Source organism: Halobacillus faecis, from assembly GCF_007991335.1.
Classification (GTDB): Bacteria; Bacillota; Bacilli; order Bacillales; family Halobacillaceae; genus Halobacillus; species Halobacillus faecis.
In genome coordinates this window covers 33,368-50,810 of record NZ_BJYD01000012.1, presented here as the reverse complement: position 1 = coordinate 50,810, position 17,443 = coordinate 33,368, and the positions used below count along the sequence as shown (strand labels likewise).

General features: G+C 43.7%; 17 protein-coding genes. 8 read left to right on the top strand and 9 right to left on the bottom strand.

Annotated features, from left to right (window positions below; translation table 11 throughout):
- Positions 1 to 40 precede the first annotated feature (40 nt).
- Both HFA01_RS06750 and nei read left to right on the top strand, forming a co-directional pair.
- Positions 41 to 910, top strand: coding sequence for an SDR family oxidoreductase (locus HFA01_RS06750; protein ID WP_146814519.1), 870 nt, complete (start codon positions 41 to 43; stop codon positions 908 to 910).
- 18 nt (positions 911 to 928) lie between these two features.
- Positions 929 to 1,762 (top strand): endonuclease VIII, encoded by an 834-nt coding sequence (nei, locus tag HFA01_RS06745; RefSeq protein ID WP_146814517.1) that lies wholly within the window; start codon positions 929 to 931, stop codon positions 1,760 to 1,762.
- Between the two features lie 16 nt (positions 1,763 to 1,778).
- Here nei and HFA01_RS06740 read toward each other — a convergent pair whose 3' ends face one another.
- The 9 genes from HFA01_RS06740 to rpmH form a co-directional block, all read right to left on the bottom strand.
- Positions 1,779 to 2,540, bottom strand: coding sequence for an SDR family oxidoreductase (locus tag HFA01_RS06740; RefSeq protein ID WP_146814515.1), 762 nt, complete (start codon positions 2,538 to 2,540; stop codon positions 1,779 to 1,781).
- 108 nt (positions 2,541 to 2,648) lie between these two features.
- The gene (locus tag HFA01_RS06735; RefSeq protein WP_146814513.1) at positions 2,649 to 3,146 is read right to left on the bottom strand and encodes a metallophosphoesterase family protein; all 498 of its coding nucleotides are present in this window, start codon (positions 3,144 to 3,146) and stop codon (positions 2,649 to 2,651) included.
- A 186-nt stretch (positions 3,147 to 3,332) separates the two neighbouring features.
- On the bottom strand, positions 3,333 to 4,049 hold the full coding sequence (gene rsmG, locus HFA01_RS06730; protein ID WP_146814511.1) for a 16S rRNA (guanine(527)-N(7))-methyltransferase RsmG: 717 nt from the start codon (positions 4,047 to 4,049) through the stop codon (positions 3,333 to 3,335).
- A gap of 17 nt (positions 4,050 to 4,066) precedes the next feature.
- Positions 4,067 to 5,956 carry a tRNA uridine-5-carboxymethylaminomethyl(34) synthesis enzyme MnmG gene (gene mnmG, locus HFA01_RS06725; RefSeq protein ID WP_146814509.1) on the bottom strand — a complete coding sequence of 630 codons (1,890 nt, stop codon included), beginning with the start codon at positions 5,954 to 5,956 and terminating at the stop codon, positions 4,067 to 4,069.
- Between the two features lie 49 nt (positions 5,957 to 6,005).
- A complete protein-coding gene (gene mnmE, locus HFA01_RS06720; RefSeq protein ID WP_146814506.1) occupies positions 6,006 to 7,382 on the bottom strand; it encodes a tRNA uridine-5-carboxymethylaminomethyl(34) synthesis GTPase MnmE in 1,377 nt (458 codons plus the stop codon).
- Between the two features lie 474 nt (positions 7,383 to 7,856).
- Complete coding sequence (gene jag, locus HFA01_RS06715) at positions 7,857 to 8,471, bottom strand: RNA-binding cell elongation regulator Jag/EloR (protein ID WP_146814504.1); 615 nt, start codon at positions 8,469 to 8,471, stop codon at positions 7,857 to 7,859.
- Positions 8,471 to 9,229 (bottom strand): YidC family membrane integrase SpoIIIJ, encoded by a 759-nt coding sequence (gene spoIIIJ / locus HFA01_RS06710; RefSeq protein WP_146814502.1) that lies wholly within the window; start codon positions 9,227 to 9,229, stop codon positions 8,471 to 8,473. The genes jag and spoIIIJ overlap by 1 nt, the downstream gene beginning before the upstream one ends.
- 113 nt (positions 9,230 to 9,342) lie before the next feature.
- Positions 9,343 to 9,696, bottom strand: coding sequence for a ribonuclease P protein component (rnpA, locus tag HFA01_RS06705; RefSeq protein WP_146814500.1), 354 nt, complete (start codon positions 9,694 to 9,696; stop codon positions 9,343 to 9,345).
- Between the two features lie 255 nt (positions 9,697 to 9,951).
- Positions 9,952 to 10,089 (bottom strand): 50S ribosomal protein L34, encoded by a 138-nt coding sequence (rpmH, locus tag HFA01_RS06700; RefSeq protein ID WP_089650739.1) that lies wholly within the window; start codon positions 10,087 to 10,089, stop codon positions 9,952 to 9,954.
- Positions 10,090 to 10,760: 671 nt separating this feature from the next.
- On the opposite strand from rpmH, the gene dnaA reads away from it, so the two are divergent.
- From dnaA to gyrB, 6 genes are all read left to right on the top strand, one after another.
- Entirely contained in the window at positions 10,761 to 12,116 is a 1,356-nt protein-coding gene (gene dnaA / locus HFA01_RS06695; RefSeq protein WP_146814498.1) for a chromosomal replication initiator protein DnaA, read from the top strand.
- A gap of 173 nt (positions 12,117 to 12,289) precedes the next feature.
- Complete coding sequence (dnaN, locus tag HFA01_RS06690; RefSeq protein WP_146814496.1) at positions 12,290 to 13,429, top strand: DNA polymerase III subunit beta; 1,140 nt, start codon at positions 12,290 to 12,292, stop codon at positions 13,427 to 13,429.
- A 352-nt stretch (positions 13,430 to 13,781) separates the two neighbouring features.
- Entirely contained in the window at positions 13,782 to 14,003 is a 222-nt protein-coding gene (gene rlbA, locus HFA01_RS06685; RefSeq protein ID WP_146814494.1) for a ribosome maturation protein RlbA, read from the top strand.
- Between the two features lie 15 nt (positions 14,004 to 14,018).
- Positions 14,019 to 15,137 (top strand): DNA replication/repair protein RecF, encoded by a 1,119-nt coding sequence (recF, locus tag HFA01_RS06680; RefSeq protein ID WP_146814491.1) that lies wholly within the window; start codon positions 14,019 to 14,021, stop codon positions 15,135 to 15,137.
- Between the two features lie 9 nt (positions 15,138 to 15,146).
- Complete coding sequence (gene remB / locus HFA01_RS06675; protein WP_146814490.1) at positions 15,147 to 15,431, top strand: extracellular matrix regulator RemB; 285 nt, start codon at positions 15,147 to 15,149, stop codon at positions 15,429 to 15,431.
- Between the two features lie 65 nt (positions 15,432 to 15,496).
- Complete coding sequence (gyrB, locus tag HFA01_RS06670) at positions 15,497 to 17,419, top strand: DNA topoisomerase (ATP-hydrolyzing) subunit B (protein ID WP_146814488.1); 1,923 nt, start codon at positions 15,497 to 15,499, stop codon at positions 17,417 to 17,419.
- The last annotated feature ends 24 nt before the right edge of the window (positions 17,420 to 17,443 follow it).

Here is a 17,443-nt window from a genome sequence, read left to right as displayed (position 1 = left end):
AATGACATCAAACAAGCATAATTAGAGGAGGACTTCACATATGAATCGAGAGCAACGGCAGACAAAAGGTCAACCAGGGCAAGTACAATCCATACAGCCAGGAATAGAGGACGAAATGAACCCCCTACCCCTGCAGGCAGATGAAGATTACACAAGTGGTAATAAATTAGTTGGAAAAGCAGCTCTAATTACAGGCGGTGACAGTGGCATCGGAAGGTCTGTGGCCATCGGCTATGCAAAAGAAGGCGCCGATGTTGCTATTTCTTACTTAGAAGAACATGAAGATGCCGAATACACGAAGAAAAAAGTGGAAGAGGAAGGACGCCGCGCCATCTTGATTCCTGGAGACGTCGGAGATGAGGAGATATGTAAAGCCGCCGTCGAGCGTACAGTGAACGAGCTCGGTCAATTGGACATTCTTGTCAATAACGCGGCTGAACAACACCCAACGGATGATTTGCTGAACATTTCGACAGAGCAATTGGAAAGCACATTCCGGACCAATATTTTTTCCATGTTCCATTTGACGAAAGCAGCCATCCCCCACTTAAAGAGGGGAAGCGCTATTATCAATACAGCGTCGGTCAATCCGTATGTCGGAAACCCTGAACTTGTTGATTACACAGCCACAAAAGGAGCCGTCGTCGCCTTTACCCGCTCCATGGCCAAGCAGTTGGTAAACAAAGGTGTACGTGTTAACGGCATTGCCCCAGGGCCGATATGGACACCACTCATTCCATCTACATTCCCAGAAGATAAAGTCGAAGAGTTCGGGACAAACACCCCGATGGGCCGTCCAGGACAGCCGGTAGAGCATGTGGGGAGCTACGTCCTGCTTGCCTCCCAGGATTCAACTTATATCACAGGTCAGTTTATCCATATCAATGGTGGAATGTTTACATCCAGCTAATCGAAAGGGACGAACGAGATGCCAGAAGGACCAGAAATTAGACGGGCAGCAGATTCCGTAGAAAAAGCAGTAAAGGATAAAACCGTCATCGATATCAGTTTCGCCTTTGAACATTTACAAGGGTATGAAGAAATCCTGCGCGGTTCAAAGGTCACCAGAGTTGATACAAAGGGGAAAGCGATGCTCATCCGCTTTGAAAATAATTATGTCATCTATTCGCATAACCAACTATACGGAAAATGGTACATCAGGAACGCCTATAACTATCCGAAAACCAACCGACAACTGCGGCTCGCCCTTCATAATGAGAAGAAATCAGCTCTGCTTTACAGTGCTTCAGATATTGAAGTGTTAAAACAGGGAGAAGAGGAAGACCACCCTTTTCTTTCAAAAGTAGGTCCTGATCTTTTAAGTGAAGAAGTGACGGCTGATGATCTGTTTATTCGTTTCCAGGATAAGAGATTCCAAAGGCGAAAATGGACCTCTTTATTGCTGGATCAAGCCTTCATCGCTGGAATCGGAAATTATTTGCGCAGTGAAATTCTATTCGTTGCTGGGATCTATCCCTTTTCACGACCGATTGACTGCACAGAGGAACAGCTTTACAGTGCCGCAAAAGCTTGCATCGACCTGATGTGGCGTTCCTATGAAAACAAAGGCATCACAAACGACCCAGCCCTTGCGGAAGAATTGAAAAAGCAAGGAAAAAAGCGCTATGAATACAGACATTGGGTGTTCAATCGGGAAGGCCGCCCGTGCCGGATCGATGGGACAGAAATTATCAAGTTCCGTGCCGCTTCCCGTCGCTGTTACTACTGTCCGACCTGCCAAAAAAATCCCGCTCCTTCATAAAAGGAGCGGGATTTTTTTATCTTCCCAACCAGCCACCATCAACGGCCAGCTGATGTCCATGCACATAACGGGAAGCATCGGAAGCAAGAAAAACAACGGCACCAATGAAGTCTTCCGGTTTCCCCCAGTCGCCTGCTGGTATTCGATCAAGAATTTGTTGGTTTCTGTCTTCATCCTGAATGAGCGCTGTGTTCATATCAGTCGCGATATAGCCAGGCACGACACTGTTGACATTCACTCCTTCTTTCGCCCATTCATTGGATAAGGCTTTCGTCAACTGGGAAACACCCCCTTTGGAAGCAGCATAGGCAGGTACTCGAATTCCTCCCTGGTAAGACAGTAGAGATGCGAAGTTAATGATTTTCCCACTCTTATTGGGCACCATATAGCGCCCCGCTTGCTGACATAGAATCCACGTCGTTTTCAAATTAATATTCAAGACATCATCCCAATCTTCTTCTGAGAAATCTACAGCATCGGAACGCCTTTGGATCCCTGCTGCATTTACAAGAATATCAATACGACCAAAGGCTTCCACCACAGATGGAATTGCTGCTTTCACTTGCTCTTTGTCATTCAAATCACACGGAATAATGTGGCAGGTACGACCATGACCTTCAATTTCTTTTTTTATATCGACTTGTGATGTATTTCTCTGTAACAACGCAATATCGGCTCCAGCTTCAGCAAGACCGCCAGCCACCGCACGTCCAATTCCTCTTGTACCACCAGTGACAGCTGCTACTTTTCCGTTTAAACCAAATAATTTCTCTGACATTTCAATCCCCTTCCACGCTACAATAGCGTTTTCATTCTCCTATACATCCTTCTATAGCAGAAAGGGAAATTCCTTTCATAGTTTAAATATGGTAAATGAAATTATTTTTCACAAGGCTTCATAAAAGATATGTTCCGCATGAATTCCTTCTTCCGTTAAAGAAAGTTTTCCAAATGAGTACATGGGCACCCGCCTTTTATCAGTAAGAGATCCCGGGTTGAACAAAAGCGTTCTCTTAAAATAACGAAGGACTGGGATATGAGAGTGCCCGTAAATCAACACATCCACTTCTTCATCCTCAAAAGCTTCCACCGAACGTTTTTCTGTGGTTTTTTTCTCTCCGTGGCCATGGACAATTCCAATACGGTATCCTTCCCATTCCAGCATTTGTTTGGCCGGAAATTTATCTCGGATCTCTTTTCCGTCCACATTCCCATACACCCCGTACACAGGAGCATAAGCTTTCAACGTTTCATAAAGCATTATAGTCTGCCAATCTCCAGCATGAATAATGGCATCCACGTTCTTCAATTCTTTTAAAAAACGCTCGGGAAGCTGTTTCGCTTTTTTTGGCATATGCGTATCTGAAAGCACAATGATTTCCAATCCTGATCCTCCTTCAATGTCCTATCATTCTAGTTCAATGTCCTCGAATGTCGGTTTAATATCCTGGATCTCTAATTCATCGCCCTCTAACTTCAATCCAATGTCCTGTAACTCACAGATAATAACTTCGTTCTCCTATTCTCTAAAAAAATAACCTCTCTACCTTAGGCAGAGAGGCAAACGATGTTATTCAATCGGTGTTTTATTCGGTGTTCCCGCTTTTCTCGGGTATTTCTTAGGTGTTTTTCTTCTTTTCTCAATGATGGCGATGTTTCGCTCGCTGCCCTCTTCCGGCAATTCAAACGTGTGGACATCAAGCACTTCACCACCGACGGTTTGAATCGCAACTTTTGCGTCTTCTATTTCATCCTTCAAATTGGGACCTTTCATCGCCAGGAACCTGCCGCCTTTCGTAGTTAGCGGGAGGCACAGTTCACTAAGGACGGACATTCGCGCAACGGCGCGGGCCATAACAAGGTCGTAACTCTCACGGAAGTTCGCATTTTTTCCGAAGTTTTCGGCACGATCGTGATAAAAAGCGACATCATCCAGCTCCAATTCATGGGCTAAGTGATTCAAAAATGTGATTCGTTTCTTCAAAGAATCGACAATCGTCACTTTCAACTGTGGAAAGACGATTTTCAATGGTAAACTCGGAAAACCGGCCCCCGCTCCTACATCACAAATACGGAGCGGTTGATTGAAGTCATAGTAGAAGGCGGCCGTCAGTGAGTCGTAAAAGTGCTTCAGATAGACGCCTTCCTGATCGGTGATTGCCGTAAGATTCATTTTTTCATTCCACTCGACGAGAATTTCAAAATACTTTTGGAACTGGCGCTGCTGGTGATCATCCAGTTCTATGCCATGTTCCTGTAATGCTTTAAGAAAGGTGTTGATATCCATAAGTCCATCCTTTCAAATTATTCCCCGGATACGCGGGCGATTTTCCCTTGTTCAATATACACAAGCAGAATGGAAACGTCCGCCGGATTCACCCCTGATACACGGGAGGCCTGTCCGACAGATAGAGGTCGGACGGATTTCAGACGGTCACGGGCTTCTGTCGCAAGGCCGTGAATCGCATCATAATCAATGTCTTCAGGAATTTTCTTCGTCTCCATTTTCTTCATGCGATCGATTTGTTCCAGGGCTTTCTTAATATAGCCACTGTATTTCACCTGGATTTCCACCTGTTCTTTAACATCGTCAGGCAAGGAAACCTCGCTTGGCGTCAAACGTTCCAAGTGACTGTAATTCATTTCTGGACGCTTCAATAAGTCTGTCGCACGAATGGCATCTTTCAGCTTCGATCCACCCGCTTCTTCGATGACAGATTGCACCTCGTCCGTCTCTTTCAAAATGACTTTGTCGAGACGTTTTTTCTCTTCTTCAATCAAGCGTTTCTTCTCTTGGAAGCGCTCGTAGCGGTCTTCAGGAATTAAACCGAGCTGATAACCGATTTCTGTCAGGCGAAGGTCCGCATTATCGTGGCGAAGCATCAAACGGAATTCCGCACGGGACGTAAGCAAGCGATACGGTTCGCCCGTCCCTTTCGTCACAAGGTCATCAATCATGACGCCAATGTAACCTTGAGAACGGTCAAGAATCAATGGTTCAAGATCGAGGGCCTTCGCAGCTGCGTTGATTCCTGCCATCAAGCCTTGTCCGGCTGCTTCTTCGTATCCGGAAGTACCGTTGAGCTGACCAGCTGTAAACAGTCCTTCAATCTGCTTCGTTTCAAGTGTCGGCCACAACTGAGTCGGCACAACTGAATCATACTCGATGGCATAACCGGCACGCATGATTTCCGCTTTTTCAAGGCCTGGGACCGTGCGCATCATTTCATTCTGCACGTACTCCGGAAGGGAAGTGGAGAGACCTTGAACATAGACTTCTTCCGTATCTCTTCCTTCCGGCTCAAGGAAGATCTGGTGACGCGGTTTGTCATTGAAGCGGACGATTTTATCTTCGATGGACGGACAGTAACGCGGTCCTGTACCTTTAATCGCTCCTGAATACATGGCAGATAGTCCTAAGTTATCGTTAATGATTTTGTGCGTATCTTCGTTCGTGTAGGTCAGCCAGCACGGGATCTGATCGGTAATGAATTCTGTGGTTTCATAAGAAAAGGAACGCGGCTCCTCTTCTCCTGGCTGGATTTCAGTCTTGGAATAGTCGATGGTGTGACTGTTGACACGCATCGGAGTTCCGGTCTTGAATCGGACCATCTCAATGCCCATTTCCTCCAACTGTTCAGAAAGAGACACGGTGGAACGCTGGTTGTTCGGGCCACTTTCATACGATAAGTCGCCGATGATTACGCGTCCGCGCATGAACGTACCAGTTGTTACAATGACGGTCGGTGCGTAGTACGCGGCTTTTGTTTCTGTTACGACACCTTTCACCTGATTGTCTTCCACCAGTACTTTTTCAACCATGGCCTGGCGAAGTGTCAAGTTTTCCTGATTCTCAAGAACACGTTTCATTTCTTTGATATACAATGGTTTGTCTGCCTGTGCACGTAACGCACGGACAGCAGGCCCTTTTCTTGTGTTTAAAAGTCGCATTTGGATGTGGGTTTTATCAATAACGCGTCCCATAGCTCCACCTAATGCATCGACTTCACGTACAACAATCCCTTTCGCTGGACCACCAATGGACGGGTTACACGGCATAAAGGCAACGAGGTCAAGGTTCAAAGTCAGCATTAACGTTTTAGCGCCGCGGCGTGCGGCAGCAAGACCTGCTTCTACTCCGGCATGACCCGCACCAATAACAATTACATCATAATGCCCTGCATCATATGTCATTCGGATGACTCTCCTTTTTATCATAATGAATATCGTTCAAACAGAACGTTTATTTCCCTAAACAGAATTGCGAGAACAACTGATCGATTAAACTCTCGTGAACCGTATCTCCTACGATTTCCCCGAGGATTTCCCACGTTCTTGTAACATCGATCTGGACGACATCAAGCGGGACTCCCATCTCCATACCGTTTTGGGCATCTTCAAGGGCCTGCTTCGCTTGTTTCAATAACTGAACATGTCGGACATTAGAAACATACGTCATATCACCAGTATCAAGATCTCCTTCGAAGAATGTATCACCAATTGCTTGTTCCAACTGGTCGATGCCCTCTTCACGGATCAAGGAAGTCGTGATCACTGGATGATCGCCAGCCAACTCTTTTACTTGATCAAGGTCCAAACGCTGTTCTAGATCCATTTTATTAACGATTACGATAATATTCATATCGCGGATCGCTTCGAAAAGTTTCTTATCCTCTTCGCTCAGCTCATCCCCATAGTTTAACACAAACAGGATCAGGTCAGCTTCTTTCAGTACTTGTCTTGAACGTTCGACACCGATCTTTTCTACGATGTCTTCTGTTTCCCTGATTCCAGCCGTATCAATAAGACGAAGCGGAACGCCACGGACGTTGACGTATTCTTCGATTACATCCCTGGTCGTGCCCGGAACCTCTGTCACAATCGCTTTATTTTCATGGACAAGAGCATTCATCAAGGAGGATTTCCCAACGTTCGGACGTCCGATAATCGCCGTTCCCAGTCCCTCTCTCAAAATCTTCCCTTGTTTCGCGGTTTCAAGAATACGGGTGACTTCTTCGTGCACTTCTTTTGTCTTCTCTTCCATCATTTCATGAGACATCTCTTCGACATCATCATATTCCGGATAGTCGATGTTCACTTCGACATGAGCGAGCGTCTCGAGAAGCTTTTGTCTTAAGTCCTGAATCAGGTTCGATAACCGGCCGTCCATCTGCTTCAAAGCGACATCCATTGCCCGGTCCGTTTTCGCGCGGATCAAGTCCATGACCGCTTCCGCTTGAGAAAGGTCGATACGACCATTCAAGAAGGCACGTTTCGTGAATTCACCGGGTTCTGCTAATCTGGCTCCGCTCGCTAACACAATCTCTAACAGACGATTAACAGAAACGAGACCACCGTGGCAGTTGATTTCCACAATATCTTCTCTTGTAAAAGTTTTCGGCGCACGCATGACAGATACCATCACTTCCTCCGCCATTTCGCCCGATTCAGGGTCAATAATCTTACCGTAATGCATCGTGTGGGAATCGACCTCATTCAAATCCTTCCCTTTGAAAAGGTTCGCAGCAATGGCCACGGCCTCAGGTCCACTTAAACGGACAATAGCAATCGCCCCTTCCCCCATAGGGGTCGAAATTGCGGTTATTGTATCTGTTTCCACACGCACTCACCTCCTGAAAATTGTTTGATTTATATTTATCCACAATACGAATAATTTTAATGTCACTAACATATTACCTTACCACACTGCCACGTGTTTTGAAAAGATATCAACACGTATATTCCCTTTTTCCGCACCTTTTAGTTATCCACATGTGCATAACTCTCCCTACCATTTTCCCCACCATACCAGGGAACAATACGACCACTAGTTATTTATTAAACAAACTAGCAGGATTGTTTAAGACTCAGTTTCAAGATTTTTTTGAGTGGACGTGGCTGCTGGGAATCGCTCGCTTTCCGCGGGCTCCCACAGGAAAGCAAGTCGCTTCCCAGCCCCCCTGACGCTCAAACCGGCAACGATCCCTGAAACATCTCGAAACTCAGTCTTCAAAAATAGGGAGCATTTGTTGGTTTAGGGATCCATAAAAAATGCTTCTGTTCATGAGAGATGAACAGAAGCATGATTAAAACTTTATTGAGGTCGAATGACAACGTGTCTGCGGGGGTCATTCCCGTCAGAATCCGTCTCGACTTTTTTATGGTTTTGCAGCGCACTGTGAATGATTTTTCTTTCATACGATGGCATTGGCTCAAGCTTCACTTCCTGATTGGTCCGTACCGCTTTTTCCGCCAATCGATGTGCGAGATTTTCTAAAGTTGCTTTTCTTCGACCACGATAGCCTTCTGCGTCCAACATGACGGTATAGAAGACATCGGACTCACGATTCACGACGAGCTGTGCCAAATATTGAAGAGAATTCAACGTTTGGCCGCGCTTGCCAATCAGCATCGCAATCTTTTCACCTTCAAGATCCATATAAATGTCTCGTTGACGGAGCTCTGTTTTCACCTGGACAGGAGCGCCCATTTGTTCTGCTACTTCATAGATGAATGTTTCGACGTCCTGCACTGGATTTTTCTTGATCGTTGCTTTTACAATCGCTGGTTTCGTACCAAAACCGAGAAATCCTTTTTTACCTTCATCAATGATCTCGACATCGACTTGATCTCTTGATGTGTGTAATTGCTCTAGTGCTGTTTGGATCGCCTCATCAACTGTAGTTCCCGTAGCAGTCCATTGCTTCACTAGTTTGCTCCTCCTGTCTCATCTTTCATCATTGGTTTACGAATGAAAACGGTCTGAAGAATCATGACAATGTTACCGACAATCCAGTACAACGCAAGGGCAGATGGGAAGAAGAATGCGAATGTACCGATCATCAATGGCATGATATATAGCATCATTTGCATTTGCGGGTTCTGTGCAGCCGCTCCTCCTGCCATCATCAATTTTTGTTGCAGGAAAGTTGTTGCTGCTGTCAGAATCGCTAAAAACGGATCCGCTTGTCCAAGCTCTAACCATAAGAAGTTATGAGTTTGAACAGCTTCTGTTCTCATAATTGCATGATAAAAACCGATCAAAATCGGCATTTGAACAATGATTGGCAAACAACCTGCGAGTGGATTGACGCCGTTTTTCTGGAAAAGCTGCATCGTTTCTTGTTGAAGCTTCTGTTGTGTCTGAGCATCTTTCGAAGAATACTTTTCTCTCAGTTCCTTCAATTCAGGCTGGATATCCTGCATCGCTTTTGAACTTTTCAATTGTTTGACGTTCAATGGCAAAAGCAGGAGACGAATGATGATGGTCACGATGATAATCGCCAACCCGTAACTTCCATTCGTAGCATCAGCGAAAAACAACAATGTCTGTGATAATGGATATACAATATATTCATTCCAAAATCCTGTACTATCCGAGGTGATCTCTTGGTTGACTTCCATACACCCGGATAGGAACGTAAGCACACCTGTCATCGCGACCAGGATGAGTAATTTATTCCGCAACGTTCCTTCCTCCTTACTGAAATCGCTCTTCTATCTTTTTTTAAATACAAACCGATGAATGACTATACGACAATCATAAGTTTAGCATTAGTTGATACCATAATTCTATATGATTACGTGCGAATTTTTTTATTTAATAGCTTTGACCTTGATAACACATGGGTCAGGCTCTTCTTTATCTCATGAAATTCCATTTGGTTGGTCGGTTTCCGTGCAATGATGACAAGATCATAATTCGGCTGTATGTCTGCCTCCAGTTCATGAAAAGCCTGACGCAAATACCGCTTGATCTGGTTCCGCATGACGGCATGACCAATCTTCTTGCTGACGGATAAGCCGATTCTAAAATGGGATTGCTCTTCCTTTTTCATATAATAAAGGACCAACTGGCGATTGGCGAACGACTGCCCGCGACGAAAAACCTTTTGAAAGTCTTCATTTTTTTTAATACGATAAGCTTTTTTCATCGAACACCCTCCAAAATCACATACAAGATGGCTTGGGCAGACCGTTTTGCCTTCCACTATTCTCCCAGCGAGAGATCTTTTCACCATTATGTAGGAAAACATCTCTTTTTATCCTTCTCTCGTCTTTCTTGGCGATCAAAGTTTGATTTAAGATTCTACGTTTTTCTTTTCTATAAAAAACAAAAGAGGGACGAAGATCCGCCCCCTCTTTTGACCATTATACTGAAAAAAAGACCACTGATTGTTTTCAGTGGCCTATGCTGATAGAACTTTTCTTCCTTTACGACGACGACGTGCTAGAACGTGACGACCGTTCTTAGTGCTCATACGTGCACGGAAGCCGTGTACTTTTTTACGCTTACGATTATTTGGTTGAAACGTGCGTTTACTCATTATATATACACCTCCTGAGGAAAATTCCAATAATACATCTAAAAGGCAGTCCCGATTAGTATAATAAATCCCCTTGCTTTTTGTCAACTTTTATTTTAAGAGTGTCCTTTTAAAGATCCTCTCCGTTATATAACAGACCTGTACTATAACAAGTTGGTCAACCTTCAAAAATAAGCGAACAAAATCTCCCCCTGGCGAACATTCACAGGATCTGTGTATAATTTAAACCTGCCTTTTCTACTGTCCACAACAAATATCGACAAGAAAATCACAAAATATAGTGTTGTGGATGAGTTTTGTCTACAAGGCATTGGAATTGTGGATAAGTTACCGTGAACCATTGCAACTGCCGTTTTTATCTGGTATTATATTTGTGTTTAACCGTGAATGACTTCTGAAGACATAAAATCTTTTCCACAGATTGTGGATAACGTGTGGACAGTTATTAACACACCTGTTTATGTAGTTATGCACAAGAATGTGGATATTGAAAATAACTTTCTAGAACTCTAGTAAAATCAACTTTCGGGCATCCACATCCGATCAGAGGTTTTTTAACGAAATCTATTATACAAACCTTATACGAATACCTTTCGATCCTTTTGCTACGTTCGAAAAAGAGAACGAAAGGTTTTTTTGTTTTCCACTGAAACAGAGAGGGGTGAAACAATTTGGAGAACATCAACGAATTATGGAACAATACGCTCGAGCAGATTAAAGAAAAAATCAGCAAACCGAGCTTCGAAACATGGTTGAAAGCAACTAAAGCAGATTCTTTGAACGAAAATACGCTGACGATCGTTGCTCCGAATGAATTCGCCAGAGATTGGCTTGAAAATCAATATGAGAGTTTGATTACGGAAACTTTATATGAAGTGACGGGGGCGGAACTTGATACAAAGTTCATTATTCCGGAATCGAAAGATGACTCATTAGAAGATGTGAAACTCTCATCTAAAAAAGTACCGAATGTAAAAAACAATGGAAACGAAGAATCACCGCAAAGCATGTTGAATTCCAAATATACCTTCGATACCTTTGTCATCGGTTCAGGCAACCGTTTCGCTCATGCGGCTTCCTTAGCTGTCGCAGAAGCGCCAGCCAAAGCCTATAACCCATTGTTTATTTATGGTGGCGTAGGGCTTGGTAAAACGCACTTAATGCATGCGATCGGCCATTATGTACTCGATCATAATCCAAATGCCAAAGTCGTTTATTTATCATCAGAAAAGTTTACAAATGAATTCATTAATTCAATCAGAGACAATAAAGCCGTCAACTTCCGTAATAAATACCGAAGTGTCGACGTGCTTTTAATAGATGATATCCAGTTCTTAGCTGGAAAAGAACAAACGCAGGAAGAATTCTTCCATACGTTTAATACACTCCATGAAGAAAGCAAGCAGATTGTCATTTCCAGTGACCGTCCGCCAAAAGAAATCCCTACACTGGAAGATCGTCTGCGTTCACGATTTGAATGGGGGCTGATCACAGACATTACTCCGCCTGATCTGGAAACGAGAATCGCCATCCTTCGTAAAAAGGCAAAAGCGGAAGGATTGGATATCCCGAACGAAGTAATGCTGTACATCGCCAATCAAATTGATACAAACATCCGCGAACTTGAAGGTGCGCTGATCCGTGTCGTTGCCTACTCTTCATTAATTAATAGTGATATTAACGCATCACTTGCGGCAGAAGCTTTGAAAGACATCATTCCAAGCTCGAAACCTAAGGTCATTACAATAGAAGCCATCCAGGAAATGGTCGGTGAAAAATATAATGTGAGACTGGAAGATTTTCCAGCAAAGAAACGGACAAAATCGGTAGCCTTTCCGCGGCAAATTGCCATGTATCTATCGAGAGAGCTTACGGATTTCTCGTTACCGAAAATTGGAGAAGAGTTTGGAGGGCGCGATCATACAACCGTCATTCATGCTCACGAAAAAATCTCAAAAATGGTTGCCGATGATCAACAGCTGCAAAAAGAATTGGATGAAATCCGAGAACAGTTAAAATCTCACTAGTGGATAATGTGAATAGGGTTGCACGTTCATCAACACCCTATCCACATGTGGATAACCTCGTGAAATAAACGTTCACCCTTGTTATCCACATTTCCACAGCCCATACTAGTACTATTACTACATTTTATATAAAAATAATTAATATATGCTCAAGTAGGAGGAGTGTATTCAAAATGAAATTCGTTATCCAAAGGGATCAACTGATCAATAGTGTTCAAAACGTCATGAAAGCCATCTCTTCCAGAACAACAATTCCAATTCTTACAGGGATGAAATTGGAAGCAAGTGAAGAAGGTATTAAATTAACAGGTAGTGATTCAGATATCTCCATTGAATCTTTCATTCCTAGTGAAGAAGATGGAATTGTTTATGTAGAAAATATCGAACCTGGGAGCATTGTTCTTCAAGCTAAATATTTCCCTGATATTGTGCGTAAACTTCCTCAAAATACAGTCGAAATAGAAAGTGACCATACTCGGAACGTCACCATCCGTTCTGGGAATGCAGAATTCCACTTAAATGGACAAGATCCAGAAGAGTACCCTCAACTTCCGCAGCTTCACACAGATGAAAGCTTTGAACTGCCCATTGATCTTTTGAAAAATTTAATTCGCCAGACTGTTTTTGCAGTATCAACATCTGAAACAAGACCAATTCTTACAGGTGTTCATGTGAAACTTGAGGACGGAAACCTTGAATTTATTGCGACCGACAGCCATCGACTAGCTTCACGTAAAATCCCTTTGGAACAACCTGAAGGTAAGTCTTTACCTGCCATAGTCATTCCTGGTAAGAGTTTGACTGAATTAAACAAAATTCTTGATGATTCTGAAGATACTATTGAAGTGAGTGTGACAGAAAATCAGGTCTTATTCCGTACAAAACACCTGTACTTCCTTTCCCGCTTGCTTGATGGAAATTATCCGGAAACCTCCCGTTTAATTCCTGAACAAAGCAAAACCATCGTTAAGATTGATACAAAGGAACTTCTACAGTCAGTGGACCGCGCGTCTCTTCTAGCGAAAGAGAATCGCAACAATGTCGTGCGTTTAATTACAAAAGAAGACAATCATCTTGAAATTACAGGGAATTCCCCGGAAGTAGGGAATGTTGTCGAAGAAGTGATGGCCAATGATGTCGATGGAGAAGATCTAAAGATTTCTTTCAGTGCAAAATACATGATGGATGCACTAAAGGCGGTCGATTATGACCAAGTTAAAGTCGAGTTTACGGGAGCGATGCGTCCATTCTTAATTCGCCCCGTCGATGACGACCAAATTTTACAGTTGATTCTTCCAGTTAGAACTTATTAAATTTCAGAAACAGGTAAAGGTAAAAAGGTGCTTTATGTTTTTCATAGAGCACCTTTTCTTATGGGTCAGATTTATATGTCCTACCAGGTAGAATCTGAAAGCAGCGTTTGAGTATGTTAATAACTGTTCGTTTTCGCAGCACTACATATTTAGGTGCCTAAGTTTTTGGTTTGAACAGGGAAACTCGAAAGTGAGCGCAGTATGGAAGAATGAGGCAGGGGGAAGGTTAAAATGTCAACGAACAAAAGTTGGATAAGGCACACAGACCTGTTTCGTTGTCTCACACTTTCTTTACACATCTATCTTTAGTAAAATGAAAGATAGGTGAATTCATGAAATAGGGTGAAATGATATGAACGAAGAGATCGGTATCAATACAGAATACATTCCATTAGGCAAGTTTTTAAAATTAGCTAATATTGTCGAATCTGGTGGAATGGTGAAAATTTTCTTGTCGGAATTTGAAGTTCTCGTAAATGGAGAACCTGATAATCGTCGTGGCCGCAAACTGTATGTGGGCGATACAGTAGAAGTTGAAGAGTTCGGCAGCTTCACTGTCGTCAAAGAAGCTTAGGTCAGGCGTTCCTCTATGTATATCCATGAGTTATCATTACGTTCGTTCAGGAACTATGATGAGCTCTCATTGACGTTCGACCATAAGATCAATGTCATCATTGGTGAAAATGCCCAGGGAAAAACCAATTTGATGGAAGCGATCTATGTCCTCGCTTTTACAAGATCCCATCGTACACCTAGAGATAAAGAACTCATACAGTGGGATGAAGAGTATGGTAAAATAAAGGGGAGTATCTTTAAACGGAATCGTCGCTTTCCTCTTGAGATCATTGTCTCTAAAAAGGGGAAAAAAGCGAAGTTGAATCATATTGAGCAAAAGCGTCTGAGCGACTACATCGGCGCTTTGAACGTGGTGATGTTTGCACCTGAGGATCTCAATCTTGTAAAAGGGAGTCCTCAGGTGCGTCGTCGGTTTATTGACATGGAAATCGGCCAAATACAACCCACATATATTTATCACTTAGGTCAATATCAGAAGATTCTCAGGCAACGAAACCACCTGTTGAAAGATTTGCAGCGGAAGCCGGGAGCGGACCGGACAATGCTTGGTGTTTTGACAGAGCAGCTGATCGAGCATGCTACGACGATTGTCGAACGACGGTTCAAATTCCTGCAGCTTCTAAGGTCATGGGCGACACCGATCCACGAAGGAATCAGTCGCCAGTTGGAGAAGCTGGAAATTGCTTATGATGCAAGTGTGCGAGTATCAGAGGATATGAATTTGGAAACAATAAAAGATACATTCTCTGAAAAGTTTGCAGAAATTGAATCAAAAGAAGTGGAACGCGGGACCACGTTGGCAGGACCACACAGGGATGACCTGGTTTTTTACGTGAACGGAAAAGATGTCCAAACGTATGGGTCGCAGGGCCAGCAGCGGACGACGGCTTTGTCTTTGAAACTCGCTGAAATTGAACTGATTCATAGTGAAGTAGGGGAATATCCGATTTTGCTTCTTGATGACGTACTTAGTGAACTGGATGACTTCAGACAATCGCATCTGCTTCATACGATTCAAGGGAAAGTACAGACGTTCGTTTCTACAACGAGTATTGATGGAATTGAACATGAAGCACTGAAACAAGCGGAGATTTTCCGTGTCAAAGAAGGAACCATAGACGTAGAGAAATGAGGTGGCGAATTGTTCATTCATATTGGGGATGATCACGTCATCCAGTCGAAGGATGTCGTGGCAATTATTGATAATAGTTTGATTTCATCTTCTTCCATCATCGAGGAAATGATTCATAACCAACGTAAGGAAAAGCAGGTCATTGAAACGGAAGACCACCAGGCGAAATCGATTGTGATCACGAATGATGTCATCTATTTCAGCCCACTATCTGTCTATACCTTGAAGAAGCGGGCGAACATGATGACCACACTGAACAAACTGGAAGACTTCTCGGAAGAGTCCGATTTTTAATATACCGATAGATGAGAGACGTAAGGGATTAGAGATAAACCACTTGAGAAATGTAGGTGAGTACCATGAAGGAAGATATTATCGAAGAGCAGCAGGCATATGATGAGAGTCAAATACAGGTACTGGAAGGTTTAGAAGCGGTAAGAAAACGTCCAGGAATGTACATTGGTTCTACGAACGAAAAAGGCTTGCACCACCTCGTATGGGAAATTGTCGATAACAGTATTGATGAAGCAATGGCCGGTTTTTGCGATCATATTCAAGTCGCGATTGAAAAAGACAACAGCATTACCGTTACCGATAACGGCCGTGGTATTCCTGTCGGGATTCAGGAGAAAACGGGACGTCCCGCTGTTGAAGTCATTTTGACCGTGCTTCACGCCGGAGGTAAGTTCGGCGGGGGCGGATATAAAGTATCCGGAGGACTCCATGGTGTAGGGGCATCCGTCGTAAACGCCTTATCTACGAAACTAGAAGTGTTCGTCCACCGTGATGGGAACATCCATTACCAGGCTTATCACCGTGGTGTCCCAGAAGAAGACTTGAAGGTGATCGGAGAGACTGATCAGACGGGAACACGTATTCAATTCAAACCAGACCCTGAAATTTTCTCAGAGACACAAGAATATAAGTTTGAGATTCTTGCCAATCGTTTGCGGGAGCTCGCTTTCCTTAACAAGGGTCTTACGATCTCGATCGAAGATAAACGTACGGATGAAGAGCCTGTGAACTACTATTTCGAAGGCGGAATCCTTTCCTATGTCGAACACATGAACCGCACACGCGAAACATTGCATGATGCTTTCTTCATTGAGGATGAGCAAGACGAGATTTCCATCGAAATCGCCATGCAGTATAACGATGGATTCGCAAGCAACATTTATTCCTATGCCAACAACATCCATACGTATGAAGGCGGGACGCACGAATCCGGGTTCAAGACCGGTTTAACACGTGTGATCAACGACTATGCACGTAAAAACAATATGTTCAAAGAGACGGATCCGAATTTGACAGGAGACGATGTCAGGGAAGGTTTGACAGCGATCATCTCGATCAAACATCCGGACCCGCAGTTCGAAGGTCAGACGAAGACGAAACTTGGTAACAGTGAAGCCCGTACCGTTACGGACTCTCTGTTCTCAGAAAGCTTCACAAAATTCCTTTTCGAAAATCCGAACATGGCGAAAACGATTGTTGAAAAAGGATTGATGGCTTCAAGAGCACGAATGGCCGCGAAGAAAGCACGTGAACTGACGCGCCGTAAAAATGCGCTTGAGGTTTCCAACCTGCCGGGTAAACTGGCGGACTGTTCGTCCAAAGATGCCAACATCTCTGAACTTTACATCGTTGAGGGTGACTCTGCCGGTGGATCTGCCAAGCAGGGACGCGATCGTCATTTCCAGGCGATTCTGCCATTGCGCGGTAAAATCATCAATGTTGAAAAAGCACGTCTGGATAAAATCCTTTCTAACAACGAAGTCCGGGCCATCATTACAGCCCTTGGGACAGGAATTGGTGAAGAATTCGATATATCCAAGGCACGTTATCATAAGATCGTCATCATGACCGATGCCGACGTCGATGGTGCACACATTCGTACCTTACTATTGACGTTCTTCTATCGTTATATGCGTCCATTGATTGAACATGGCTATATCTATATTGCTCAGCCGCCGCTATATAAGATCCAGCAAGGTAAAGCGATTTACTACACGTACAGTGATAAGCAGCTGGATGCAAAACTTGCTGAGCTGTCCAATTCACCGAAACCAGGCGTTCAGCGATACAAGGGTCTTGGAGAGATGAACCCGGAACAGCTTTGGGAAACGACGATGGACCCTGAAACGAGAACGATGCTTCAGGTCAGCTTAGAAGATGCGATGGGGGCGGATGAAACCTTCGATATTCTTATGGGAGATAAAGTCGAACCGCGTCGTAACTTCATTCAAGAGAACGCACAATACGTACAAAACCTTGATGTTTAATATAAAACAAATGTCATGAAAGAG

Excerpts from the sequence above, each read along its gene's own strand:
- HFA01_RS06750 (WP_146814519.1), top strand. The coding sequence starts at position 41 with ATGAATCGAGAGCAACGGCAGACAAAAGGTCAACCAGGGCAAGTACAA.
- nei (WP_146814517.1), top strand. The coding sequence starts at position 929 with ATGCCAGAAGGACCAGAAATTAGACGGGCAGCAGATTCCGTAGAAAAA.
- HFA01_RS06740 (WP_146814515.1), bottom strand. The coding sequence starts at position 2,540 with ATGTCAGAGAAATTATTTGGTTTAAACGGAAAAGTAGCAGCTGTCACT.
- rsmG (WP_146814511.1), bottom strand. The coding sequence starts at position 4,049 with ATGGATATCAACACCTTTCTTAAAGCATTACAGGAACATGGCATAGAA.
- mnmG (WP_146814509.1), bottom strand. The coding sequence starts at position 5,956 with ATGACATATGATGCAGGGCATTATGATGTAATTGTTATTGGTGCGGGT.
- rnpA (WP_146814500.1), bottom strand. The coding sequence starts at position 9,696 with ATGAAAAAAGCTTATCGTATTAAAAAAAATGAAGACTTTCAAAAGGTT.
- rpmH (WP_089650739.1), bottom strand. The coding sequence starts at position 10,089 with ATGAGTAAACGCACGTTTCAACCAAATAATCGTAAGCGTAAAAAAGTA.
- dnaN (WP_146814496.1), top strand. The coding sequence starts at position 12,290 with ATGAAATTCGTTATCCAAAGGGATCAACTGATCAATAGTGTTCAAAAC.
- rlbA (WP_146814494.1), top strand. The coding sequence starts at position 13,782 with ATGAACGAAGAGATCGGTATCAATACAGAATACATTCCATTAGGCAAG.
- recF (WP_146814491.1), top strand. The coding sequence starts at position 14,019 with ATGTATATCCATGAGTTATCATTACGTTCGTTCAGGAACTATGATGAG.
- gyrB (WP_146814488.1), top strand. The coding sequence starts at position 15,497 with ATGAAGGAAGATATTATCGAAGAGCAGCAGGCATATGATGAGAGTCAA.